Here is a 19,789-nt window from a genome sequence, read left to right as displayed (position 1 = left end):
GGCCCCGGAATCCGGGGTTCGACGCAGGGAACTTGCGGAAAGGGTCTGCCCGCCTCCCAGAGGGCAGAACCACTGGACGCATGAGGTCTGTCAGAGGCTAACAAGTCAAATGCGGAAAACTGCAGTTAATATATCGTTTTGGCATAAAAGTAAGCATATGAATTTAAACGAAATAAATAAAATCCAGCCGATGGGCTGACGCACTTCAAAAAATGAACTTCACCAAATGATAAATTTCATTGATGATTTGATTAAACCAACACGGGAGCCTTGCGTTGAAATCCCCGCTGCTTGCCCTCCGCATCAATCTTGACTCAGCCGGGCTGCTCGACCGGGGGGGCCGCCCGACGGTGCGTGAGCTTCTGGGCGGGCTGCAGTTCGACGCGGCCACGGGGGCGCTGCGGCTCAACCAGGCGCGGGTCACGCTGCAGACTGCCGCCGCCGACCGCATCCTGCGCCGCGAGCTGGTGCAGATGCTGGGCGAAGAGGAGGCGCGGGTTTTCCTCTTGCGCCGTGGTTTCCAGATGGGTCATCACGATGCCGCCTTTGTCGCGCGGTCCTGGCCTGCGCTGGACCGGGGTGATGCCTTTACCGCCGGAACCCGGCTGCACATGTTCAGCGGCATCGTGCGGGTCGAGACGCTGCACAACGATTTCGACTTCGCCCGCGGGCGCTTTTCGGCCGAGTTTCTATGGCACAATTCGATCGAAGCCGAGAGCGGTGACGATCTGCCCCGCCATTCGGATCGGCCGCTGTGTTGGCAGCAACTTGGCTATGCCTCGGGCTATGCGAGCTTTTTCTTCGGCGCCCCGGTGATCTACAAGGAAACCGCCTGCATGGGGCAGGGGCACCGGGCCTGCCGGGTGGTGGGGCGGCTGGCCACCGGCTGGGGCGAGGACGACCCCGAGGTGATCCTGTTCCGCAACCGCATCCTGCCCACGGCCCCGGTGGTGCGCCGCCGGGGGCAGGCCGGTGGGCCGGTGCCCGAAGCCGCCGATGCCCTGCTTCTCGCGCCGGTGCTGCGCGGGCTTGAGCGGGCAGCGCGGCTTCCCTTGCCCGCACTGATCGCCGGGGCCGGCAGTTGCGGGCAGGAACTGGCCGCGGCCCATCTGATCCGCCTTGCCGGCGGTGCCGAGGTGCCTTTGCGGCTGCATGGCCCCTCTTGCACCATCGAGGCGCTGCGGGCTGCCTTCGCGCAACAGCGCAAGCCCCGCCGCAAGGACGCAGCCCCGCCGATCCTGCTGGAAGGGGTTGAAGCGTTGCCGACCGAGGTGCAGGCCGAACTGGCGCATGAACTGTCCGAGGGCGAGGTGCAGGCGCGGCCCCTGCTGGTGGCAACCTCGGCGCTGACACTGGGGCGGCTGGCCGGGGGCGGCATCGCCTTTGCGCTCTGGGCCCGGCTGGCGCCGCTTGCGCAGGAACTTCCCGCCCTTTCCAGCCGCGCTGCGGATCTGCCCCGGCTGGCCGTTGCCCTGCTGGAGCGTCTGGCCGGGCAGCTTGGCCTGGATCAGCCCGAGGTCGAGCCCGGAGCTTTCGACCTGCTGGCGGCTGTGCCGCTGCCCGGCGGGCTGGCGACACTGGAGGCGGTGCTGACCGCCATTCTGGTTGAGGCATTGGATGGTCAGCCGGTGACGGCCGCGCGGGTGCGGGGCGTTTCGGACCGGATCGCGCCCGCCGCTGCGGCATCGGGGGCGGAGCTTGACCTTGACGGGTGGATCGCCGCGCGGTTGGACGAGGGCGGCTTTGCCCTTGACGCGCATGAGGCGCGGATCAGGCGGGCGGCACTGGCGCGGGCGGGCGGGAACCTGTCGGCTGCGGCGCGGCTTCTGGGGATCAGCCGGGCACAACTGGCCTATCGGGAGAAGGCCGCGAAGGAATAGCGGCGGGGGCCGGATTCGGACCCCGCCACCAAGGGCATCAGGCAAGCGCCTCCATCGTGCCGCCGGTCGGGATTTCCGGTGCGGCGCCATTCTCGACAATCACGAGGTCATAGCCGCCGCCCTCTTTCATCCGCCACTGGCCGCCGGTCAGCGGCGTCTTGCAGACGTTCTTGGCCGCAAACTCGGGCACGCCGGCGCCGTTCCACGCCACCTTGCCGACGATGGTGGCCATGTCGGTTGCGGCAATCGCCTCGGCCACGCCATCGCCATCGGTCGGGTCCGCCGCGCGACCCATGACATTGGCCGCCACTTCAAACAGCGAATGCACAAAGCCGATGGGCTGGGTCCACGGACGCCCGGTTTTGGCAGTGAAATCCGCCGCCAGATCGGCCGAGCTTTGCCCGGTGATCGAGGAGGCGAACGGGTGCGACGGCGTCCACCACACTTCCGACGACAGGTTGTGCCCGGCATCGCCCAGCGTTTCCACCGATTGCGGGAAGAGCAGGGCCTTGGCCACAGTCACCACCTTGGGCTTGACCCCTTGCTGGCGCAACTGGTTCCAGAAGGTGGTGAAATCCGGCGGGATCAGCACGCCGGTGATGATGTCGGTGTTCGCCGCCTTGAAGGCGTTGATCTGGGCCGAGAAATCATCCGACAGGTTCTGGAAGCTGCCCGGATTGGTCAGCGCATAGCCCGCTGCGGCCAGCCCCGGTTTCAGCCCGTTGTCGGGGTCGCCCCAGGCGTTGCCGTCGGCGTCATTCGGGAACAACCCGCCCACCGCCTTGTTGGTCGCAAGCTGGTTCCACATCGAGGTGTAGACCTGAATCACATCCTCCATGCCCCAGAAATAGTGGAAGGCATAGTCAAAGCCTTGCCAGCTTGCCGGGTCACGCGGGTTGCCCTGTTGGCCGATGAACCACGGCTGCCAGGGGGCAACGGTGGTGATCACAGGCACGCCTTCGCCTTCGCAGACCGAGGCGACGGGATTGGTGTTTTCCGGCGTCGAGGCCGCCAGCATCAGGCTGACCCCATCGTTCAGGATCAGTTCCTTGGCCACTTCCGCCGCGCGGTTGGGGTTCGACTGGCTGTCCTTGACGATGACCTCAAAGTTCTTGCCGACCTCCGAGGCCAGAAAGGCTTCGATGTTGAAGGCATCGCTTTCGGCAAAACCGGCCAGCGGGCCGGTCTGCGGCGAGACATAGCCCAGCTTGATCTTGGCGCCTTGTGCAATGGCCGGCGCCGCAAGGCCCGAAGCGGCAAGCGTCAGGCCGGTGGCCGCCGAACTGCGCAGGAATTTCCGTCTGGTGATCATGTTCGTTCCTCCCTTTTGTGTGTCGGTTGGCGGTCCGCCTCCCGCGGCGCCGCCGGAAATGCGAAAGGGCGGCCCTAGCGTGGGGCCGCCATTCCGGGTGTCTTGCCGCTGACCAGATCAGCCAGAACGGTTCGCAGCATCTCGATCTCGGTCCCGGTCGCCTCATGCGGTCTGCCGGGGAAAAGGTCGCATCGCAGCCGGGCGCGGGCCTGCCCCAGTTCCAGCGCCGCCTCGGCAAAGGCGGTGACGGGTATCCAGGGGTCGGCATCGGCGCCGGTCAGGTAAACCGGCAGCCCGGCGGGCAGGGCATGGGGGCGGTCATCCGAAAGAACCCCCACCCGGCAGCCGGTAAAGGCCACCAGAGCCTGCGGCGGTGGAAGGCCCGCAAAGGCATATTCCAGCGACAGGCACGCGCCCTGCGAAAACCCCGCCAGCACCAGAGGCAGGCCCGGATGCGCCGCCCGCGCCGCCGCGATATCGCCCGCGAGATGGTCGATCGCCTTAGCCAGCGCGACCCGCGTTTCGGGCGTCAGCGGGTCTACCGCCCGGGCCGCATACCAGACATTTCCTGGTGCGCGGGGCAGCACAAAGGCCACCCCGGGCGCATCAAGCCGGGCAAGGATATGGGACTGCATCTCTTCCGGCGATTGCCCACGACCGTGGACAAGGACGCAAACCGCCCTTGCCCCCGCCGATGCCCCAAGATGAAGGGCGCCCGATGCCATCAGGCGAACTCGGCCTGCTCCAGCCCTTCGCGCAGCTCCGCCTCGCGGTCCTTGAACCACGGCGGGAAGACCAGCGTCTTGCCGATGGCGCCGGGCGGCTCGTCCTTGGCCCAGCCTTCGGGTGTGGTCCATGCCAGTTCGAACAGCGCGCCGCCGGGACTGCGGACATAGCAGGATTTGAAGTAGTTGCGGTCCTTCTGTTCCGAGATGTCGGTAAAGCCCAACCCCTCGATATGGGCGCGCAGTTTCAACTGGTTTTCCTCGTCGCCGGTGTTCAGCGCAAGGTGGTGGATCGTGCCGCCCGAGAGCGTCCAGGTGCCCTGCGCGCTGTCACGGTCCACGATCACCTCGACGCGCTGCACCACGCCATTCGCGTCCGGCACGCGGAACACCAGACCTTCATGGGTGTCGGCCTCTTTGGTCAGGGGCAGGGCGATGGTCATGAAATCGTCCATCGCGGTGCGGTCCATCACGGCGACCGAGGCGCCATAGATGCCCTTGATGCCATGGGCCGCACCGATGCCCTGCTTGTCATTGGTGATGGGCGTGCGGGGGTCCCCGTCGCTTTCCACCAGTTCATGCGGGATGCCGCAGGGATGGGCGAAAACCACGCGGTCCGCACCGAAGCGGGTGGTCTTTTCCGCCTTGATGCCGCGCCCGTTCAGCCGGTCCACCCAGAATTGCGCAGCGCCCTTGGGGATCGACTGCATGATGGTGCGCGACTGATTGGTGCCGCGACGGCCATAAACGCCCGGCTTGCGGAAGGGGAAGGTGGTGATGATGGTCGAGGCATCGCCATTGGGCGAGCCATAGTAAAGGTGATAGACCGGGATCGTGCCGTCAAACAGCACGGTCCGCTTGACCGAATGCAGGCCCAGCGTCTTGGTGTAAAAGTCGAAATCCTCCTGCGCGCCGTCTGTTGACATCGTCAGGTGGTGATAGCCGCTGATCTGGCTCATGGGTTTTCCTCCGGTTGGGTCAGCCTTGCCGCAGCGGGCAAAGCACAAGTTTCAGGTCAAGCAGACGTCCGTCCGCCGCTCCTTCGGCGGGTCGGAAATCGGCCAGGAGTTCGGGTTTCACCCCGAAGATCGCATCCCGGCCGATGGCAGGATCTGCCCGGTCGAAGATGTGGGTCGTCAGCCTCTCATGCCCTTCGGCCGAGACGCGGAAGTGGATATGTGCGGGCCGTTCAAGGCAGAGGCCAAGCCGCGCGATCAGCCGCCCCACCGGCCCGTCCGAGGGCAGGGCATAACCCTTTGGCATGACCGATCGGAAGTTGAACCGGCCCTGCGCATCGCTGCGCAGGCGGCCGCGCAGGTTGTGTTCGGGCTGCCGGTCGGGTTCCTGATTTTCATAGCGGCCCTCGCCATTGGCCTGCCAGACCTCGACCAAAGCCCCCCCAACCGGCGCGCCGTTCAGGCCCAGAACCCGGCCCCGCACGGCAAGCGGCACGCCACGACCGTCGCGCGACAGGTTGGCCCCGGCGGGCAGGTCCGGCGCGTCGGCGCGGTAGAACGGCCCGGCCACCGTGTTGGGCGTGGCCCCCTCCGGGCGCGGCGTTGCCATATCCTCGACCAGCGAGGAGAGGCCCAGCGCATCGGCCAGCAGCACCCATTCCTGACGGCGGCTGTCGGCATGATGCCCGGCCTCGGTCAGGAAGGCGACCACGGCCCGCATTTCTTCGGGGGTCAGCGCGATCTTCGCGGCAATGTCATGCAGCGCCGCCACCAGTTGGCCCACCGCATCGCCCAGCCGCGAGGGGGCAACCCGGTTCAGCCGGTCGGCGAAATCGCTTGCGATTGCGCGTTGTGCAGACGGGCCTTCGCCCGGCTGCGGCTGTTGCTGCCGCCCATCCATCCCGTCGGGCCTCCCTGCCCCTGAACTTTGGATAGCGCGGCGCCCGAGGATTTTGGTTGAGATGTTCGACCAACAGTATAGCATTATGGCATGAAGTTGAATGAGCGCCACCTGATGCAGCTTGCCGCCGTGCTGGATGCGGGCGGCGTGTCGGAAGGGGCCGCGATGCTGGGCTTGACCCAGCCCGCGGTCAGCCGCTCGCTCGCCATGCTTGAGGCGCGGGTGGGAGAGCCGCTGTTCCTCAAAGGCCGCCGTCCGTTGCAGGCCACGGCCCTTGGCCATCAGCTTGCGGTGCAGGGACGGGCGATCATTGCCGCCTCGCGCCGGGCGTCAGATGCGGTGCAGGGGTTCGTGCGCGGCACCAAGGGGCTGGTGCGGCTGGGCGGGGTGCCGTTCTTTATCGATTCCATGATCAGCCGGATGATCGGCGAGTTCCTGAATCTGGAACCCGATGTCACGGTGCAGCAATCCTACATGAACCTGCCCGAGATCATGGCGGCGCTTGAAGGCAACCAGATCGACCTTGGCATCGTGCCCATCGGCGCGCTGGACCTTGGTCCGGCGTTTCTCTTCACCGAGATTCTGCCGGGCCGCAACATCGTGGCCTGTCGTCCGGGCCACCCGCTCATGCGCAAGCGCCCGCTTGAAGCGCAGGATCTGACCCGTTTTCCATGGGTGGCGCCGCTGCCCGGCTCGCCCCTGATGTCGGATTTGCAGATGATCCTGATGTCCATTGGCATGTCCGACCTGAACATCCGCTATTCGGGCGGCTCGCTGATGAGTGTGGTCAATGTGCTGGCGGAAACCGATGCGCTGGCGGTGCTGCCGTTTTCGGCGGTCTTCGCGCAGCGGCAAGAGGGGCGGATCGTCACGCTGCCCTATGACATCCCGCAGCCCAACCGCTCGCTGGGGGTGTTGCGGCTGACCTCGGCACCGCGGGCGCCATCGGTTGAGCGGTTCGCGGCACATGTGATTGCCGCCTTCGACAACCTGCGCCATGTGATCCGCCGGCACGAGCGGGTGGTGGTCTGGGGGGCGGGGCAGGCCGAAACCCTCCCCGCCGAAGATTGATCGGGTCAGACCCGCTCGGTGGCCACGGCGATGCCCTGACCCACGCCGATGCACATGGTGGACAAAGCCCGCCGCCCGCCGGTCAGCGCCAGTTGCAGCGCGGCGGTGCCGGCGATGCGGGCACCCGACATGCCAAGGGGATGGCCAAGCGCGATGGCGCCGCCATTGGGGTTCACCCGGGCGTCATCATCGGCGATGCCCAGTTGCCGCAGCGTGGCGATGCCTTGGGCGGCAAAGGCTTCGTTCAGCTCGATCACGTCGAAATCGGCCTGCGTCAGGCCAAGCCGCGCCATGAGCTTCTGGCTGGCCGGGGCCGGGCCGATGCCCATGATCCGCGGCGGCACGCCTGCAACCGCCCCGCCCAGAATGCGCGCGATGGGGGTCAGGCCATGGGCGCGGGCCGCCGCCTCGCTGGCGATGATCAGGGCCGCCGCCCCATCATTCACGCCCGAAGCATTGCCCGCGGTGACTGAGCCACCCGCGAATAGCGGTTTCAGTTTGGCCAAGGCTTCGGGCGTGGTGGCGCGGGGGTGTTCGTCACTGTCCACCACCAGCGGATCGCCCTTGCGCTGCGGAATGGTGACCGGGGTGATTTCGCGGGCCAGCCGCCCGTTTGCCTGCGCCGCAGCGGCCTTGGCCTGCGATGACAGCGCCATGCCGTCCTGCGCCTCGCGGCTGATGCCGTAATCATCGGCCACGTTCTGCCCGGTCTGCGGCATGGAATCGGTGCCATAGGCCCTGTGCATCGCCGGGTTCACAAAGCGCCAGCCGATGGTGGTATCGTAAACCGCATTGTCGCGGGAAAAGGCCGTTTCGGCTTTGGGCATGACAAAGGGTGCGCGGCTCATGCTTTCCACGCCGCCTGCGATGTAAAGGCTGCCCTCGCCCGCCTTGATCGCCCGCGCAGCGGTGATCACCGCATCCATGCCCGAGCCGCACAGCCGGTTCATCGTGGTGCCGCCGATGCCGATGGGCAGACCGGCCAGCAAAAGCGACATCCGCGCCACGTTGCGGTTATCCTCGCCCGCCTGATTGGCGCAGCCGAAGATCACATCGTCCACTGCTTCCCAGTCCACCCCCGCGTTGCGCGCCATCAGCGCCCGCAGCGGCACCGCACCCAGATCATCGGGGCGCACGGAAGAAAGCGAACCGGCATAGCGGCCGATGGGGGTGCGGATATAGTCGCAGATATAGGCTTCGGTCATAGTCACACCTCGGGGCAGATCAGGTCGGCAACGGGGCCGGGGATGAAAAGTTCGGCGCCGGTCACGGCCTGCAATTCCTCAACCGACAGCGACGGCAGTTTCTCGCGCAGCACAAAGCGCCCGTCTTCAATGTCGATCACGGCAAGGCTGGTATAGACCCGCGTCACGCAGCCCACGCCGGTCAGCGGCAGGGTGCAGCGTTGCAGAAGCTTGGGCTTGCCGTCCTTGGTCACATGATCGGTAATGACGGCCACGCGCTTGGCGCCATGGACCAGATCCATCGCACCCCCCACGGCGGGAACCCCCTTGGGCCCGGTGGACCAGTTGGCAAGGTCGCCGTTCTCGGCCACCTCATAGGCGCCAAGGATCGCCACATCCAGATGCCCGCCCCGCACCATGGCAAAACTGTCGGCATGGTGGAAGAAACTGGTGCCCGGTTTGACGGTGACGGCCTTTTTGCCCGCGTTGATCACGTCCCAGTCTTCGGTTCCCTTCGCCGGGCTTTCGCCGAAGTTCAGGATGCCGTTTTCGGTGTGAAAGATGGCCTGCCGCCCCGGCGGCTGAAACTGTGCGACCTTTTCGGGAAAGCCGATGCCAAGATTGACATAGGCGCCATCGGCAATGTCCTGCGCCGCGCGCCAGGCGATCTGGTTGTTCGTCAGCTTGTCCATGGCTCAGACCTCCAGCGGATAGGTGGCTTTGGCGAGGTTCAGATCCTCTTCCTGCGCCGGGTTCGGCACCTCGACCACCTTCTGCACAAAGATGCCGGGGGTGATTACATGCTCGGGGTCGATTCCGCCGGGCGGCACGATGCGGCGGGCCTGCACGATGGTCTCGGCGGCGGCCATGCACATCAGCGGGCCAAAATTCCGCGCCGCCGCGCGATAGGTCAGGTTGCCATGCGGGTCGGCCAGTTCGGCCTTGACCAGCGCGACATCGGCCTTGAGCCAGCGTTCCTGCACATAGGAGCGGCCTTCGAACACCTCGACCGGCTTGCCTTTGGCAAGGTCGGTGCCAAAGCTCGTCGGGGTGTAGAAGGCGGGAATGCCTGCCCCCCCGGCGCGGATACGTTCGGCCAGCGTGCCCTGCGGCACCAGTTCAAGCGCAATCTTGCCCGCAAGATACATCTCGGTGAACACAACCGGATCGGCCGAACGCGGGAAAGAGCAGATCAGCTTTGCCACCATTCCCGCCTCGATCAGCGCGGCAAGGCCGACATGGCCGTTTCCGGCATTGTTATTGATCACCGTCAGCCCCGTGGGATGCCCGGTGGCGCGGTAGCGGTCAATCAGCGCGTGGATCAGTTCGATGGGCGAACCCGCGCCGCCGAAGCCGCCGATCATCACCGTCATGCCGTCGGTGATCCCGGCCACCGCCCGGGCGACATCGGGAAGGGTCTTGTCCATGGCATCCTCCAGCCTTGGCGGGCCTGGCCCGCGATGGCCAAGCCATAGGCGCAGCGCAGGGTTGCCGTAAATCGGGTTTGTGCGATATGCTGCATTTGTTGACATATCGCACGGATGGACAGCATGATCGGCGAGCGGGACATCATGGGTGGGCTGGCCAAGGGGCTGGCGGTGATCGAGACCTTTCGTGCCGACCGCCCGCGCCAGTCGATATCGGAAGTTGCGGCGGTCTCGGGGCTGGACCGGGCGACGGCGCGGCGCTGTCTCTTGACCTTGGCCCATCACGGCTATGCCGATTATGACGGCAAGTTCTTTACGTTGACGCCCCGGGTGCTGCGTCTGGGCACGGCCTGCTTGGCCACCATGCCCCTGCCGCAGATTGTGCAGCCCTTCCTTGACGAATTGTCGGAACGGGTCGGGCAAAGCTCTTCCGTGTCAATTCTGGATGGGGCGGAAATCGTCTATGTCGCGCGGGCCGCACAAAAACGGGTGATGTCCATTGCGCTGATGCCGGGTTCCCGCCTGCCGGCCTATTGCACCAGCATGGGGCGCATCCTGCTGGCAGCCCTGCCAGAGGCAGAGGCGCGCAGAATCCTTGGCCCCGGCCCGCTGCCCCGCCGCACCGCCCGCACCCTGACCGATCCCGAAGCGGTGATGGCCGAACTGGCCCGCGTGCGGGCGCAGGGCCATGCTCTGATTGATCAGGAGGTGGAGGAAGGGCTTTGCTCGGTCGCGGTGCCGCTCTTGAACGCCCGGGGGCGGATCGTGGCGGCGCTGAACATCGGTCTTGCAGCGACCGTGCCGCTGGACGAGATGGCCGGGCCCTATCTTGCGGCGCTGGGCGAAGTGCAGGCGCGGTTGCGCGCTATTCTGACCTGAGCGCGCCAAGGTCAAGGATTTCGGCCATGACCTCTTGCGCCCGATCGGCCTGACCTGCCTCGACGGCAGCCAGAAGGGTATTGTATTGCGCCGCCGCGCGGGCCGACAGCCCCTCGGCCGGGGCATTGCCCTGCGGGTCAAGCCGGGCGTTCACGGTGATGGCCACGCCGAATTCGACCATGGCAGAGGCCGCGCGCAGGAACGGGTTGGTCGAAGCTTCGGCGATCAGCCGGTGCAACTCGAACTCGGCCATGGCGAAGGGTTCGGGCTGATGCGCCAGCTTGCCGCGCTGGGCGATCCAGTAGTGCATCATGCGCAACTGTTCGCCATCGCGGTGGCGCGCGGCAAGACCTGCCGCCTCGATCTCAAGCCTTTGGCGGATCAGGCGGAATGCGGCGAGAAATGTTTCGGACGGCCCGCTTTCCAGCACCCATGCCAGCACCTGCCGGTCATAAAGGCTCCACCGCGCCTGTGGCAGAACCCTTGTGCCGACCTTGGCACGCGCCTCGACCAGACCCTTGGCCTCAAGCGTTTTCAGCGCCTCGCGCAGCACGGTGCGCGAGACGCCGAAGCGCGCCATCATATCGCCGTCGCCGGGCAGGATTTCACCCACCTTGATCTGCCCCGAGACAATCGCCAGACCGACCTCGTTGATGACATAGGTGTGGAAATTCCGGGCGGCAGGGCGACCGGCGAGCGCCCTTATGATGCTCCCCGGTTCGCTCATCTCATGGGGTTCCGACGGTCTTTCGTTTGCGGGCCGAGGTGCTGAAGATCAGCCGTTGAAGGACGATGAACATAAACAGCAACCCGCCAATGACAATCTTTGTCCACCAACTCGACAGCGTGCCGTCGAAGACGATGTATGTTTGCACCAGCCCCTGCAACATCACCCCGATGAAGGTGCCCGCAACCAACCCGTAGCCCCCGGTCAGCAAGGTGCCTCCGATCACCACGGCGGCAATCGCGTCCAGCTCCATCCCCAGCGCGTTCAGCGAATATCCGGCCGAGGTGTAAAGCGAGAAGACCACACCGGCAAGCCCGGCAAGGGTGGAGGACAGGGTATAGATCCCGATCGTGGTCCGCGCGACCGGCACCCCCATCAGCGCCGCCGAGGTTTCGGATCCGCCGATGGCATAGACGCAGGCGCCGAACCGGGTGCGGTGGGCCAGAACGATGCCGAAGGCAAAGACCAGCAGCATCAGCATGGCGATGGTGGTCAGCCGCCCGCCGCCCGGCAGCAGGATATAGGCTTTGGACACCGCAGAATAGAACTCGTGCTTGATGCCGATGGAATCCGGCGACAGGACCGAGGCGGCGCCGCGTGCCAGAAACATCCCTGCCAGCGTGACGATAAAGCTGGGCACCCGCAGATAGTGGATGGCCGCCCCCATCGCTGCACCGAAAGCTGCCGCCACGATCAGCGCAACCGCAAAGGCCGCCAGAGGGTGCATCCCCACCCACATGATCAGCACAGCAATCAAAACGGTGGTAAAGCCGATCACCGCGCCGACCGACAGGTCGATCCCGCCCGACAGGATCACAAAGGTCATGCCCACCGCAGCAATGCCCAGAAAGGCGTTGTCGGTCAGAAGGTTGCCCACCACCCGGGTTGACAGCATCGCGGGAAACTGCGCCACGGCCATCAGATAGGCCAGCATGAAAATGGCGGTGGTGGCGAAAAGTGGCCTCAGGGCGCGGTTCATCGGCGGGCTCCGTCGCTGTGGGCCGTGGTCTTGCGGCGCAGAAGATTGGCCGAAATCGGCGATTGCAGGATCAGGATCAGAATGATCACCCCCGATTTTACCACCAAATTGAACTCGGGCGAGAAGCCGGAAATCAGGATGCCGGTGTTCATCGCCTGAATGATCACCGCGCCCAGCACGGACATCGGAATGGAGAACCGCCCCCCCATCAGCGAGGTGCCCCCGATGACCACCGCCAGAATGGCATCCAGTTCAAGCCACAGGCCCGCATTGTTGGCATCGGCGCCGCGGATGTCTCCGGCGGCGATCAGCCCGGCGGTGGCGGCGCAGAACCCGGCAAAGGTATAGGCCAGAACCAGCAGCAGCCCCGCCGATATCCCGGCAAAGCGCGCGGCGGAACGGTTGACGCCCACCGCCTCGATCAGCAGGCCAAGGGCGGTGCGCCGCACGATCAGCGTGGCGGCAAGCATCAGCGCCAGTGCCAGAAACACCGGCGTCGGCAGGCCCAGAACCGTGCCCGTGCCGATAAAGATCAGCACCGGGTCGGAAAAGGTGACGATCGTGCCCTCGGTGATCAGTTGCGCAAGACCCCGCCCGGCAACCATCAGGACCAGCGTTGCGATGATCGGCTGGATTTGCAGCACCGTCACGAGGATGCCGTTCCACAAGCCGCAGACCAGCCCCGCCGCCAGTGCCGCCATCACCGCGAGCCAGGCGGGTTGCCCCGAGGTAACCATGACTGCCGCCACCGCCCCGCTGATGGCCATGACCGCGCCGACCGACAGGTCAACGCCCTTGGTGGCAATCACCGCCGTCATGCCGATGGCCAGGATCGCCACCGGCGCGCCGCGGTTCAGCACATCGATCAGGCTGCCGAACAGGCGACCGTCCTGCCATGTGATTGAAAAGAAACCCGGAAACAGCAGCCAATTGACGCAAAGCACCAGCGCCAGCGCAATCACCTGTGGCCGGGTAAAGAAATTGGCCAAGGGCCGTGGGCGCCCGGCGGGTGGTTTCGAGCTGGGGCGCAGATGTGCGGTCGGGCGGGTCATGGCCGTGCCTCCGCTTGGGCCGGACCTGTTCCGGCGATGGCGCGCACGATGGCGTCAGGTTCCAGATCGGCACCCGCAAGTTCCGCCACCATGGCGCGGTCCCGCATCACCACCACGCGGTTGGAATAGGCCACCACTTCATCGAGTTCCGACGAGATGACGAACAGGGCCAGCCCCTCTTCGCGCAGCCGGTTGATGGTGCGGACGATCTCGGCATGGGCGCCCACGTCGATGCCGCGGGTCGGTTCGTCCAGGATCAGGAAGGTCGGGTCGATCGCCAGCCAGCGCGCAAGGATCGCCTTTTGCTGATTGCCGCCGGACAGAAGCTTGATCGGCATGTCATGGTCGGCGGCCCGGATGTCGAGCATATCGGCATAGCGCCCGGCCAGCTCGATCTGATCCTCGCGCGAGAGGGCGCGGAACCAGCCCAGCTTGGCCTGCAATGCGATGATGATGTTTTCGCGCACCGACAGGTCGCCAAAGATGCCGTCCGCCTTGCGGTCTTCCGGGCAAAAGCCAAAGCCGGCCGCCACGGCCTGCGCCGGGTTGCGGATGCTGACCGGCTTGCCGTCCACCATGACTGTGCCGCCGTCCGCGCCATCCACGCCGAACATCAGCCGCGCCACCTCGGTCCGGCCCGAGCCGAGAAGCCCGGCGACCCCCACCACCTCACCTTCATGCAGGGTCAGCGAAAAGGGCGCCACGCTGCCTGCGCGGCCCATCTGCGAAAACTCCACCCGTACCGCACCGCGGGCCGCGGCGTCGATGCCGGTCAGGTGATGGTCAAAGGCCACATCCTTGCCCAGCATCATCCGCACGACATCGGTGGCATCCAGCCCCGCCAGCGCCTGTGTCGTGATCTTGCGCCCGTTGCGCAGGATGGTCACGCGGTCGGACAGTTCGAACACCTGATCCAGAAAATGGGTGATGAAGATGATGCCCAGCCCCTTGGCCTTCAACTCGCGCACCACCTTGAACAGAAGGTCAACCTCGGTGCGGTCAAGGCTGGCCGTCGGTTCGTCCAGCACCAGAACCTTGCCCGAAAGCTCGACCGCGCGGGCGATGGCGATGATCTGCTGGATCGCCACGGAAAAGGTCGAAAGCTCTGCCCGCACGTCGATGTCGAGCCCGTAGGTTTTCAGCAACTCACGCGCCCGCTCCTCGATCTCGCGGCGGCGGATCAGGCCCCAGCGGGTGGGCTGGCGGCCCAGAAACAGGTTCTCGGCCACCGAGCGGTTGGGCAGAAGGTTCACCTCCTGATAGACCGTGCCGATGCCATGGGCCTGCGCCTGTTGCGGATCGCGGAAGGTCACTTCCTGTCCGTCCACCTCAAGCTGCCCGGCATCCGGCTGATAGGCGCCGGTCAGAATCTTGATCAGCGTCGATTTTCCGGCGCCATTCTCGCCCAGAAGGGCATGAACCTCACCGGCGCGCAGGTCGAAATCGACCTCATCCAGCGCGCGGTGACTGCCGAAGATCTTGGCGATCCCCGTGGCCCGCAACAGGGTTGCGTGTTCCTGCGGCATCCGGTGCCCCTCCCTTGGTTGCTGCCTTTGCGGCAGTCTCGCCTGTTCCGTCTCACAAGACAATTCTGCCGGCCGGGGCGGACCCCGACCGGCAGCAGAGGTGTGACCTGATCAGTAGCCCAGACCCTTGCGGCGGTCGTATTCGCCCTGCGGATCATCGGCCGGCGTGTAAAGCTTGGACTCGGTGATGATGAATTTCGCGGGCGCGGTGCCAGCGTTCAGATAGCCGTCCAGCGCGTCAAAGGCCGGGCCTGCCATGTTCGGCGTCAGCTCCACCGTGGCATTCGCTTCGCCCGCAACCATCGCCGCGAAGATATCGGGCACGGCGTCGATCGAGACCACCAGAATGTCGCTGCCCGGCTTCAGGCCGGCATCTTTGATCGCCTGAATGGCGCCTACGGCCATGTCGTCGTTATGGGCATAGACCGCGCAGATCCCCGCGCCGCCGCCCTCGGCCTTGAGGAAGCCTTCCATCACTTCCTTGCCCTTCGAGCGGGTGAAGTCGCCGGTCTGGCTGCGGGTGATCGTCAGGTTGGCATGGCCTGCCAGCGCCTCTTCAAAGCCCTGCTTGCGGTTGATCGCGGGCGACGAGCCGACGGTGCCCTGCAATTCGACCACGTTGCACTGCTTGTCGCCGACAGTGCCCACCAGCCATTCGCCCGCCACGCGGCCCTCTTTGACCTGATCCGAAGCAACCGAAGTCAGATACAGATCTTCGGGTGCCTCGACGCCGCGGTCCAGAAGGACCACCGGGATGTTGGCTTCCTTGGCTTCGGTCAGCACCTCTTCCCAGCCGGTTGCGACGACGGGAGCCACAAGAATGGCATCCACGCCCTGCGCGATGAAGCCGCGGATCGCCTTGATCTGGTTTTCCTGCTTTTGCTGGGCATCCGCGAATTTGAGGTCGATGCCACGCGCCTCGGCCTCGGCCTTGGTCACGCTGGTTTCTGCCGCGCGCCAACCCGATTCAGACCCGATTTGCGAGAAGCCGACAACCTTGCCCTGCAGCCCTTCGGCCCAGGCTGCCGAGAGCATAAGCGCACTGATCCCCGCGCCAAGCGCGAGCTTTTTGATGACAGTCATGATTTCCCTCCCAGAGAATTGGTGGCCACGCTCCTCAACGCGGCTGCAAGTAGGCTAGCAAAAGTAATACTATATTCAAGTAAGAGTTTTTCAGTGGATTTCCTCTGTTTCTTACAGGCGGTGATGCCGCAGGGCAGCGAAACCGGGGCAAGGGTTTTCAAGGTGCTGCGGGTTGGTTTCTGCGCCTGCTGTGGCTCGCCACCGGAGTCTGCATAGTTTGACACAGGAGTTTGCATCAGAGCGATTTTCGTAAGGTCCGTCAAAGCAGCCCGCGAATCACTCGACCGGCTCGATGAGATCGGCGCCCTCGTCCGCGATACCGAATCGACGCACCTCGTGATGCCGAAGAACGGCACCCGCCCCGATCTCAAGCTCATCGCTCCCCGCCAGCCAAGCCGCTTGTTCCTCGGTGTTCAGGATCACGGGCATCCGGTCATGTATCGGCTCTACCGAAGCATTGGCGGCGCGGGTCATCATCGTGCAGGTCAGCAGGCCCTGCCAGCGCGATGCCAAGCCTGCGATCCACAGCGTGTCGTCATTACCCGCCGATCGGAAGAAGAAGGGCCGCTTGGCGCCCCGGTCACCCTGCCACTCATAGTAACCCGCGGCCGGGATCAGGCAGCGCCCATGCCGCCAGACATTGCGAAAACTGGGCTTATCGCGCGCCTCCTCGATCCGGGCATTGAAGGTGGTCGCCTTCCAGGCTTTAGCATCCGGCCCATCGAACCAGGACGGGATGAGCCACCATCGCGCCATCATGGCCTGTGCCGGCTGCTTTGCGACGATCAGCACGTCTTGCGTCGGCTTTACGTTCCAGCGCCTCGGGAAGGGGTTAATCTTGAGCCAAGACGTGTCGAGGCCTGCGCTCCTCATATCTGGGTCGACAAAACGTCCGCACATGCCATCAGCCACCGTGATGAGAGGGCTTGGCCCCCCTTAAGGAATCATTAAACACCTAACTATAGGCTGCCGTCATGAAGATGCGCCTATGGTCATACAGCATTTGCGCCGATCAGCGCGACCCGGATCGACCGGGACTTCTCTGGGCGCCGACGGCGGCGTTGGCCTTGGTTCTGATCGATGATCCGGATGCCAATGTCTACGAGCTCCCGGCGGATGCCGACTATGAAGGCCCCGAGGTACTAAATCCGCGGGCACGAAGCGTCAGCAATTAAAGTGCACCGCCTTCTTCGGCGGCGTGGTAGCCTCGGTGCAGGAATTGCCACTGCTATGAACCCCCCACGCGGATGGCCTGCTGACCGACAGAGTGGATGCGCCGCCAGATCAGGTTGCCCAAGACGGGAGTATTTCTGTCCGAAGCGGGTTTCCTCGAAGATCCGATCGAAAGATCTCCGGGAAGTAAGACTTTGCCTCGCTGATTGCCGGGTCGGTGATGTCTAGCTGCGGGTGCAGCAACGCGAACTCGATCTTTTCCCATACCTTTGCAGTAACAGCACTTCTTGCTTTCGTTCGTGTCAACATATCGTACACCACAACTGCATGCTCCTCGCCGTCTCCTGAGCTCAAGTACGCATTTAGCAGTCCAGAGAGGTTCTTCTGATTGTTCAGAAAGTTGGGCCATGTTCCGTCATCTTGAGCCAAGAAATTTTCGTCAGCTTTAGCCAAAATCGAGAATAGGACACGCATCAACCTATCGAAGGCTTCGTCTCTCTGCCCGGTGTCCGGGCGTACCAGAGCACCAGACCAGCTGCCCTTGCTTTCCCACATTTTCTCGGCGACGCCATGTCTTCGCCGCTCGGCCACGCCGAAAATATGAGCAGCTGTGTTGTCGACCAGAAGCGGATGACGGTCGGGACGCAGGTCGAGATCATCGAGGCAAATCAGCTTTTTTTTGCGCCCGGACTCGCTTTGCCACGCGGCCCAAAAGATCAGCGTGTTCCGTTCCAAGGAAGCCGCGGTCGCCTCATCATCAAGCACGAACAGGGTGCCCCCTGCTTCCTGAGCAATGTCCGCAGTGAAAGCCCGAGCAACCACCTCGAAACTGTACCAAGGCACTAACCAGATGAGATGAATACCTTCGGCTAGGTAGTACTTGCTTCGAGCGACCACCTCCGTCGCCAAACTCGGTGCGAATTGCACTTCCACGGCAAACCGTCCAAGTCCACGAAGCTCAAATCTGACATCAGGCCACCTCCCCCTGCCGCCGTGCTCTGGTGCGAGATAGCTGTCAACAGCACCTGAGCCGGGCTCAAAGCGGGTGTCGCGCATAACTAGATCAAGAACACGATGGCACATCTCTCTATGAATCGGGGATTCTTGATTTCCGTCAAAAATGCCAGCTCTCACCTGGTCCGGGGTACGTCCGTCATCGGGACCCCAAGGGCATCGAACACCACCTCCTTTGAAGTGGGAAAAGTGAGGATTGACCGTGGTAGATGTGGCAGCCTTCACATGTGCTGGTTCGTTGCAGCCAAGGCAGAAAGCGAGAGGAACCGGCGCCGAATGATTGATCCTCGTTCGAAGGTCCTGCCACTCCTGCCGATCCAAAGCCAGCTGGCGCGCCTCGTCATAAACTCCCATGCCAAGAACGAGAGCTTTAAGAACCGGCATCGCCTCACCCCGCTACTTTACATAGGTTTTTGCCGGAGAATCGGCGCTGTTGCAACAATTCGCCTCGGTTCAGTGCGGCCCGGTGCTTGACGAATCTCAGCCTGAACACTTTGATCTTTAGATGGGCGATCTCGAATATGACTATGTTCTGTTCATCGACGAGGCGGGCGATGATGGCCTGTCGAAGATCGCGCCTATCGACCTAGGTGGATCGTCAGAGTGGCTGGTCATTTCTGGTGTCCTCGTGCGAGCGGAGAACGAGGCGACCTGTCGCACATGGCTTGACGCGGTCCGAACGGACATCAATGCTCTTCAGTCGGGAACGCTTCACTTCCGCAAGCTGAGCCCAAAAAAGCAGCTGCGGGCTGCCGGCATGCTCGGCGACCTTCCCGTGAAGCTGTTTACAGTTTGCTCGAACAAGAAAAACATGCGCGGCCACCGGAATGTCCGAGCTGAAGCGGTCGGCGGAAAGCAATGGTTCTATAACTGGATCGTGCGCATACTCATGGAGCGCGTCACCAATTATTGCCTCAAGAATTCGATCAGAAAGCTGGGGCGGCCGGGCAAAGTAAAGGTGCTCTTCAGCGTCCGTGGCGGTCACTCATATGGTCAGACCAAGGCTTATTGGGAATGGCTTCGAGCGAGTGGAAGGCCGTTTCTTGACAAGCACCAGATCAAGTTCGAAGTACTGAGCTTCGGGCTGGTCGAGTATGAGCCACATTACATGCACGCGGGACTGCAACTCGCAGACATAGTGGCAAGTGCGTTCTACCAAGCAGTCGAAACAAACTCTGCAAAATGGTCAACTGAACCCGCCAAGGCGCTAGGAAAGGCCATGGCGAGTTCGGACGGAACTATCACTGATACCGGCTTGGTCATACAGCCTCATCGGATTGACGACATCGGCCTGTCCATGGATCAGAAGCAGATATTCATCCACTACGGCTATCAGTTTCGACCATAGTAGGTGCGGGTCCCGGCTTGTGTTGATCGGTCGCATTAGGCTGAAATCCGATGTCCAACCGTCGACCGACCCGCAGCACATCTGAAGTGAGCTACACCAAGGCCCCGGCGCCCCCGCCATTGGACTCTAAGCCGAAATTGGGCTTCATATCAAGAAAATCCTCCCCGGAAGAGCGGCTCGGCCGCGGGTTTGGCCCACCGAATGCACCCGATGCTCTAGGTGGAATTCAATTCAGATGTTCCGCCTTCAGCATGCGCCACGCGCGTGCTGCAGCCAGCGGCACCACCCCATTACCGGCCGCAGCGGTTCGGTCCAGCCCGGAGGCCAACCCATCACCCAGTCGCTGAACTGCGGGTTTAAGGTCTGGCCGATCGAGGAGCCGGTCTCCCCACTCCGCAAGCGCACCCGGTAGGGGAGGGAAGAGGCCGGGGAACGCGGGCTCCAGCCCATCGCCATCAGCAAATCCCACAGCACGGTCCAGCTGTAGACCGCGTTCTTCAGGCCCATCTGCTTGCCGCTCTGGCGCTCGTCTTTCATCAGCTTCAGCCCCGC

General features: G+C 64.0%; 19 protein-coding genes. 4 read left to right on the top strand and 15 right to left on the bottom strand.

Features of this window, described 5'->3' with window-relative positions; translation table 11 throughout:
- Positions 1–275: 275 nt before the first annotated feature.
- Complete coding sequence (locus HS053_RS19235; protein WP_174212875.1) at positions 276–1,880, top strand: XylR N-terminal domain-containing protein; 1,605 nt, start codon at positions 276–278, stop codon at positions 1,878–1,880.
- A gap of 37 nt (positions 1,881–1,917) precedes the next feature.
- Here the strand turns inward: HS053_RS19235 and HS053_RS19230 are convergent, their stop codons facing one another.
- From HS053_RS19230 to HS053_RS19215, 4 genes are all read right to left on the bottom strand, one after another.
- A complete protein-coding gene (locus tag HS053_RS19230; RefSeq protein ID WP_174212874.1) occupies positions 1,918–3,192 on the bottom strand; it encodes an ABC transporter substrate-binding protein in 1,275 nt (424 codons plus the stop codon).
- A 74-nt stretch (positions 3,193–3,266) separates the two neighbouring features.
- The gene (locus tag HS053_RS19225; protein ID WP_174212873.1) at positions 3,267–3,917 is read right to left on the bottom strand and encodes an alpha/beta hydrolase; all 651 of its coding nucleotides are present in this window, start codon (positions 3,915–3,917) and stop codon (positions 3,267–3,269) included.
- Positions 3,917–4,876, bottom strand: coding sequence for a VOC family protein (locus HS053_RS19220; RefSeq protein WP_174212872.1), 960 nt, complete (start codon positions 4,874–4,876; stop codon positions 3,917–3,919). The genes HS053_RS19225 and HS053_RS19220 overlap by 1 nt, the downstream gene beginning before the upstream one ends.
- A gap of 19 nt (positions 4,877–4,895) precedes the next feature.
- Positions 4,896–5,774, bottom strand: a complete 879-nt coding sequence (locus tag HS053_RS19215) for a dioxygenase family protein (protein ID WP_174212871.1) — start codon at positions 5,772–5,774, stop codon at positions 4,896–4,898.
- A 90-nt stretch (positions 5,775–5,864) separates the two neighbouring features.
- Here HS053_RS19215 and HS053_RS19210 point away from each other — a divergent pair, with 90 nt between their 5' ends.
- A complete protein-coding gene (locus HS053_RS19210; protein ID WP_174212870.1) occupies positions 5,865–6,845 on the top strand; it encodes a LysR family transcriptional regulator in 981 nt (326 codons plus the stop codon).
- A gap of 5 nt (positions 6,846–6,850) precedes the next feature.
- On the opposite strand, the gene pcaF is transcribed toward HS053_RS19210, so the two are convergent.
- The 3 genes from pcaF to HS053_RS19195 are packed head-to-tail and all read right to left on the bottom strand — an operon-like array spanning position 6,851 to position 9,456.
- Positions 6,851–8,050, bottom strand: a complete 1,200-nt coding sequence (pcaF, locus tag HS053_RS19205; RefSeq protein WP_174212869.1) for a 3-oxoadipyl-CoA thiolase — start codon at positions 8,048–8,050, stop codon at positions 6,851–6,853.
- A 2-nt stretch (positions 8,051–8,052) separates the two neighbouring features.
- On the bottom strand, positions 8,053–8,721 hold the full coding sequence (locus HS053_RS19200) for a 3-oxoacid CoA-transferase subunit B (RefSeq protein WP_174212868.1): 669 nt from the start codon (positions 8,719–8,721) through the stop codon (positions 8,053–8,055).
- A 3-nt stretch (positions 8,722–8,724) separates the two neighbouring features.
- Positions 8,725–9,456 (bottom strand): 3-oxoacid CoA-transferase subunit A, encoded by a 732-nt coding sequence (locus HS053_RS19195; RefSeq protein WP_174212867.1) that lies wholly within the window; start codon positions 9,454–9,456, stop codon positions 8,725–8,727.
- A 123-nt stretch (positions 9,457–9,579) separates the two neighbouring features.
- Between HS053_RS19195 and HS053_RS19190 the strand changes: the two genes are divergently transcribed.
- Positions 9,580–10,335 (top strand): IclR family transcriptional regulator domain-containing protein, encoded by a 756-nt coding sequence (locus HS053_RS19190; RefSeq protein ID WP_174212911.1) that lies wholly within the window; start codon positions 9,580–9,582, stop codon positions 10,333–10,335.
- Here HS053_RS19190 and HS053_RS19185 read toward each other — a convergent pair.
- The 7 genes from HS053_RS19185 to HS053_RS19155 form a co-directional block, all read right to left on the bottom strand.
- Positions 10,322–11,062: a FadR/GntR family transcriptional regulator gene (locus HS053_RS19185; RefSeq protein WP_174212866.1), complete on the bottom strand. Its 741-nt coding sequence runs from the start codon at positions 11,060–11,062 to the stop codon at positions 10,322–10,324. The two genes, HS053_RS19190 and HS053_RS19185, sit on opposite strands and share 14 nt — an antisense overlap.
- Before the next feature lies 1 nt (position 11,063).
- On the bottom strand, positions 11,064–12,041 hold the full coding sequence (gene yjfF, locus HS053_RS19180) for a galactofuranose ABC transporter, permease protein YjfF (protein WP_174212865.1): 978 nt from the start codon (positions 12,039–12,041) through the stop codon (positions 11,064–11,066).
- Positions 12,038–13,093, bottom strand: coding sequence for an ABC transporter permease (locus tag HS053_RS19175; RefSeq protein WP_174212864.1), 1,056 nt, complete (start codon positions 13,091–13,093; stop codon positions 12,038–12,040). Before HS053_RS19175 ends, yjfF begins: the two co-directional genes overlap by 4 nt.
- The gene (locus tag HS053_RS19170) at positions 13,090–14,619 is read right to left on the bottom strand and encodes a sugar ABC transporter ATP-binding protein (RefSeq protein ID WP_174212863.1); all 1,530 of its coding nucleotides are present in this window, start codon (positions 14,617–14,619) and stop codon (positions 13,090–13,092) included. The genes HS053_RS19175 and HS053_RS19170 overlap by 4 nt, the downstream gene beginning before the upstream one ends.
- A gap of 111 nt (positions 14,620–14,730) precedes the next feature.
- A complete protein-coding gene (ytfQ, locus tag HS053_RS19165; protein ID WP_174212862.1) occupies positions 14,731–15,702 on the bottom strand; it encodes a galactofuranose ABC transporter, galactofuranose-binding protein YtfQ in 972 nt (323 codons plus the stop codon).
- Positions 15,703–15,978: 276 nt separating this feature from the next.
- Positions 15,979–16,602: an SOS response-associated peptidase gene (locus HS053_RS19160; RefSeq protein ID WP_174212910.1), complete on the bottom strand. Its 624-nt coding sequence runs from the start codon at positions 16,600–16,602 to the stop codon at positions 15,979–15,981.
- 384 nt (positions 16,603–16,986) lie between these two features.
- A complete protein-coding gene (locus HS053_RS19155; protein WP_174212861.1) occupies positions 16,987–18,273 on the bottom strand; it encodes a competence protein CoiA family protein in 1,287 nt (428 codons plus the stop codon).
- A gap of 121 nt (positions 18,274–18,394) precedes the next feature.
- Here HS053_RS19155 and HS053_RS19150 point away from each other — a divergent pair, with 121 nt between their 5' ends.
- Entirely contained in the window at positions 18,395–19,237 is an 843-nt protein-coding gene (locus tag HS053_RS19150; protein WP_174212860.1) for a DUF3800 domain-containing protein, read from the top strand.
- Positions 19,238–19,483: 246 nt separating this feature from the next.
- Here HS053_RS19150 and HS053_RS19145 read toward each other — a convergent pair.
- A partial coding sequence (locus HS053_RS19145; protein ID WP_206677638.1) for a hypothetical protein occupies positions 19,484–19,789 on the bottom strand: 306 nt, incomplete at its 5' end.

This window comes from Tabrizicola fusiformis (genome assembly GCF_013328815.1).
Taxonomy (GTDB): domain Bacteria; phylum Pseudomonadota; class Alphaproteobacteria; order Rhodobacterales; family Rhodobacteraceae; genus Fuscibacter.
This window is presented reverse-complemented; position numbering and strand designations above follow the sequence as displayed.

Bases quoted from the DNA above. Each gene is read 5' to 3' on its own strand.
- HS053_RS19230 (WP_174212874.1), bottom strand. From the start codon at position 3,192: ATGATCACCAGACGGAAATTCCTGCGCAGTTCGGCGGCCACCGGCCTG.
- HS053_RS19225 (WP_174212873.1), bottom strand. From the start codon at position 3,917: ATGGCATCGGGCGCCCTTCATCTTGGGGCATCGGCGGGGGCAAGGGCG.
- HS053_RS19220 (WP_174212872.1), bottom strand. From the start codon at position 4,876: ATGAGCCAGATCAGCGGCTATCACCACCTGACGATGTCAACAGACGGC.
- HS053_RS19215 (WP_174212871.1), bottom strand. From the start codon at position 5,774: ATGGATGGGCGGCAGCAACAGCCGCAGCCGGGCGAAGGCCCGTCTGCA.
- HS053_RS19210 (WP_174212870.1), top strand. From the start codon at position 5,865: ATGAAGTTGAATGAGCGCCACCTGATGCAGCTTGCCGCCGTGCTGGAT.
- pcaF (WP_174212869.1), bottom strand. From the start codon at position 8,050: ATGACCGAAGCCTATATCTGCGACTATATCCGCACCCCCATCGGCCGC.
- HS053_RS19200 (WP_174212868.1), bottom strand. From the start codon at position 8,721: ATGGACAAGCTGACGAACAACCAGATCGCCTGGCGCGCGGCGCAGGAC.
- HS053_RS19195 (WP_174212867.1), bottom strand. From the start codon at position 9,456: ATGGACAAGACCCTTCCCGATGTCGCCCGGGCGGTGGCCGGGATCACC.
- HS053_RS19190 (WP_174212911.1), top strand. From the start codon at position 9,580: ATGATCGGCGAGCGGGACATCATGGGTGGGCTGGCCAAGGGGCTGGCG.
- HS053_RS19185 (WP_174212866.1), bottom strand. From the start codon at position 11,062: ATGAGCGAACCGGGGAGCATCATAAGGGCGCTCGCCGGTCGCCCTGCC.
- yjfF (WP_174212865.1), bottom strand. From the start codon at position 12,041: ATGAACCGCGCCCTGAGGCCACTTTTCGCCACCACCGCCATTTTCATG.
- HS053_RS19175 (WP_174212864.1), bottom strand. From the start codon at position 13,093: ATGACCCGCCCGACCGCACATCTGCGCCCCAGCTCGAAACCACCCGCC.
- HS053_RS19170 (WP_174212863.1), bottom strand. From the start codon at position 14,619: ATGCCGCAGGAACACGCAACCCTGTTGCGGGCCACGGGGATCGCCAAG.
- ytfQ (WP_174212862.1), bottom strand. From the start codon at position 15,702: ATGACTGTCATCAAAAAGCTCGCGCTTGGCGCGGGGATCAGTGCGCTT.
- HS053_RS19160 (WP_174212910.1), bottom strand. From the start codon at position 16,602: ATGTGCGGACGTTTTGTCGACCCAGATATGAGGAGCGCAGGCCTCGAC.
- HS053_RS19155 (WP_174212861.1), bottom strand. From the start codon at position 18,273: ATGCCGGTTCTTAAAGCTCTCGTTCTTGGCATGGGAGTTTATGACGAG.
- HS053_RS19150 (WP_174212860.1), top strand. From the start codon at position 18,395: ATGGGCGATCTCGAATATGACTATGTTCTGTTCATCGACGAGGCGGGC.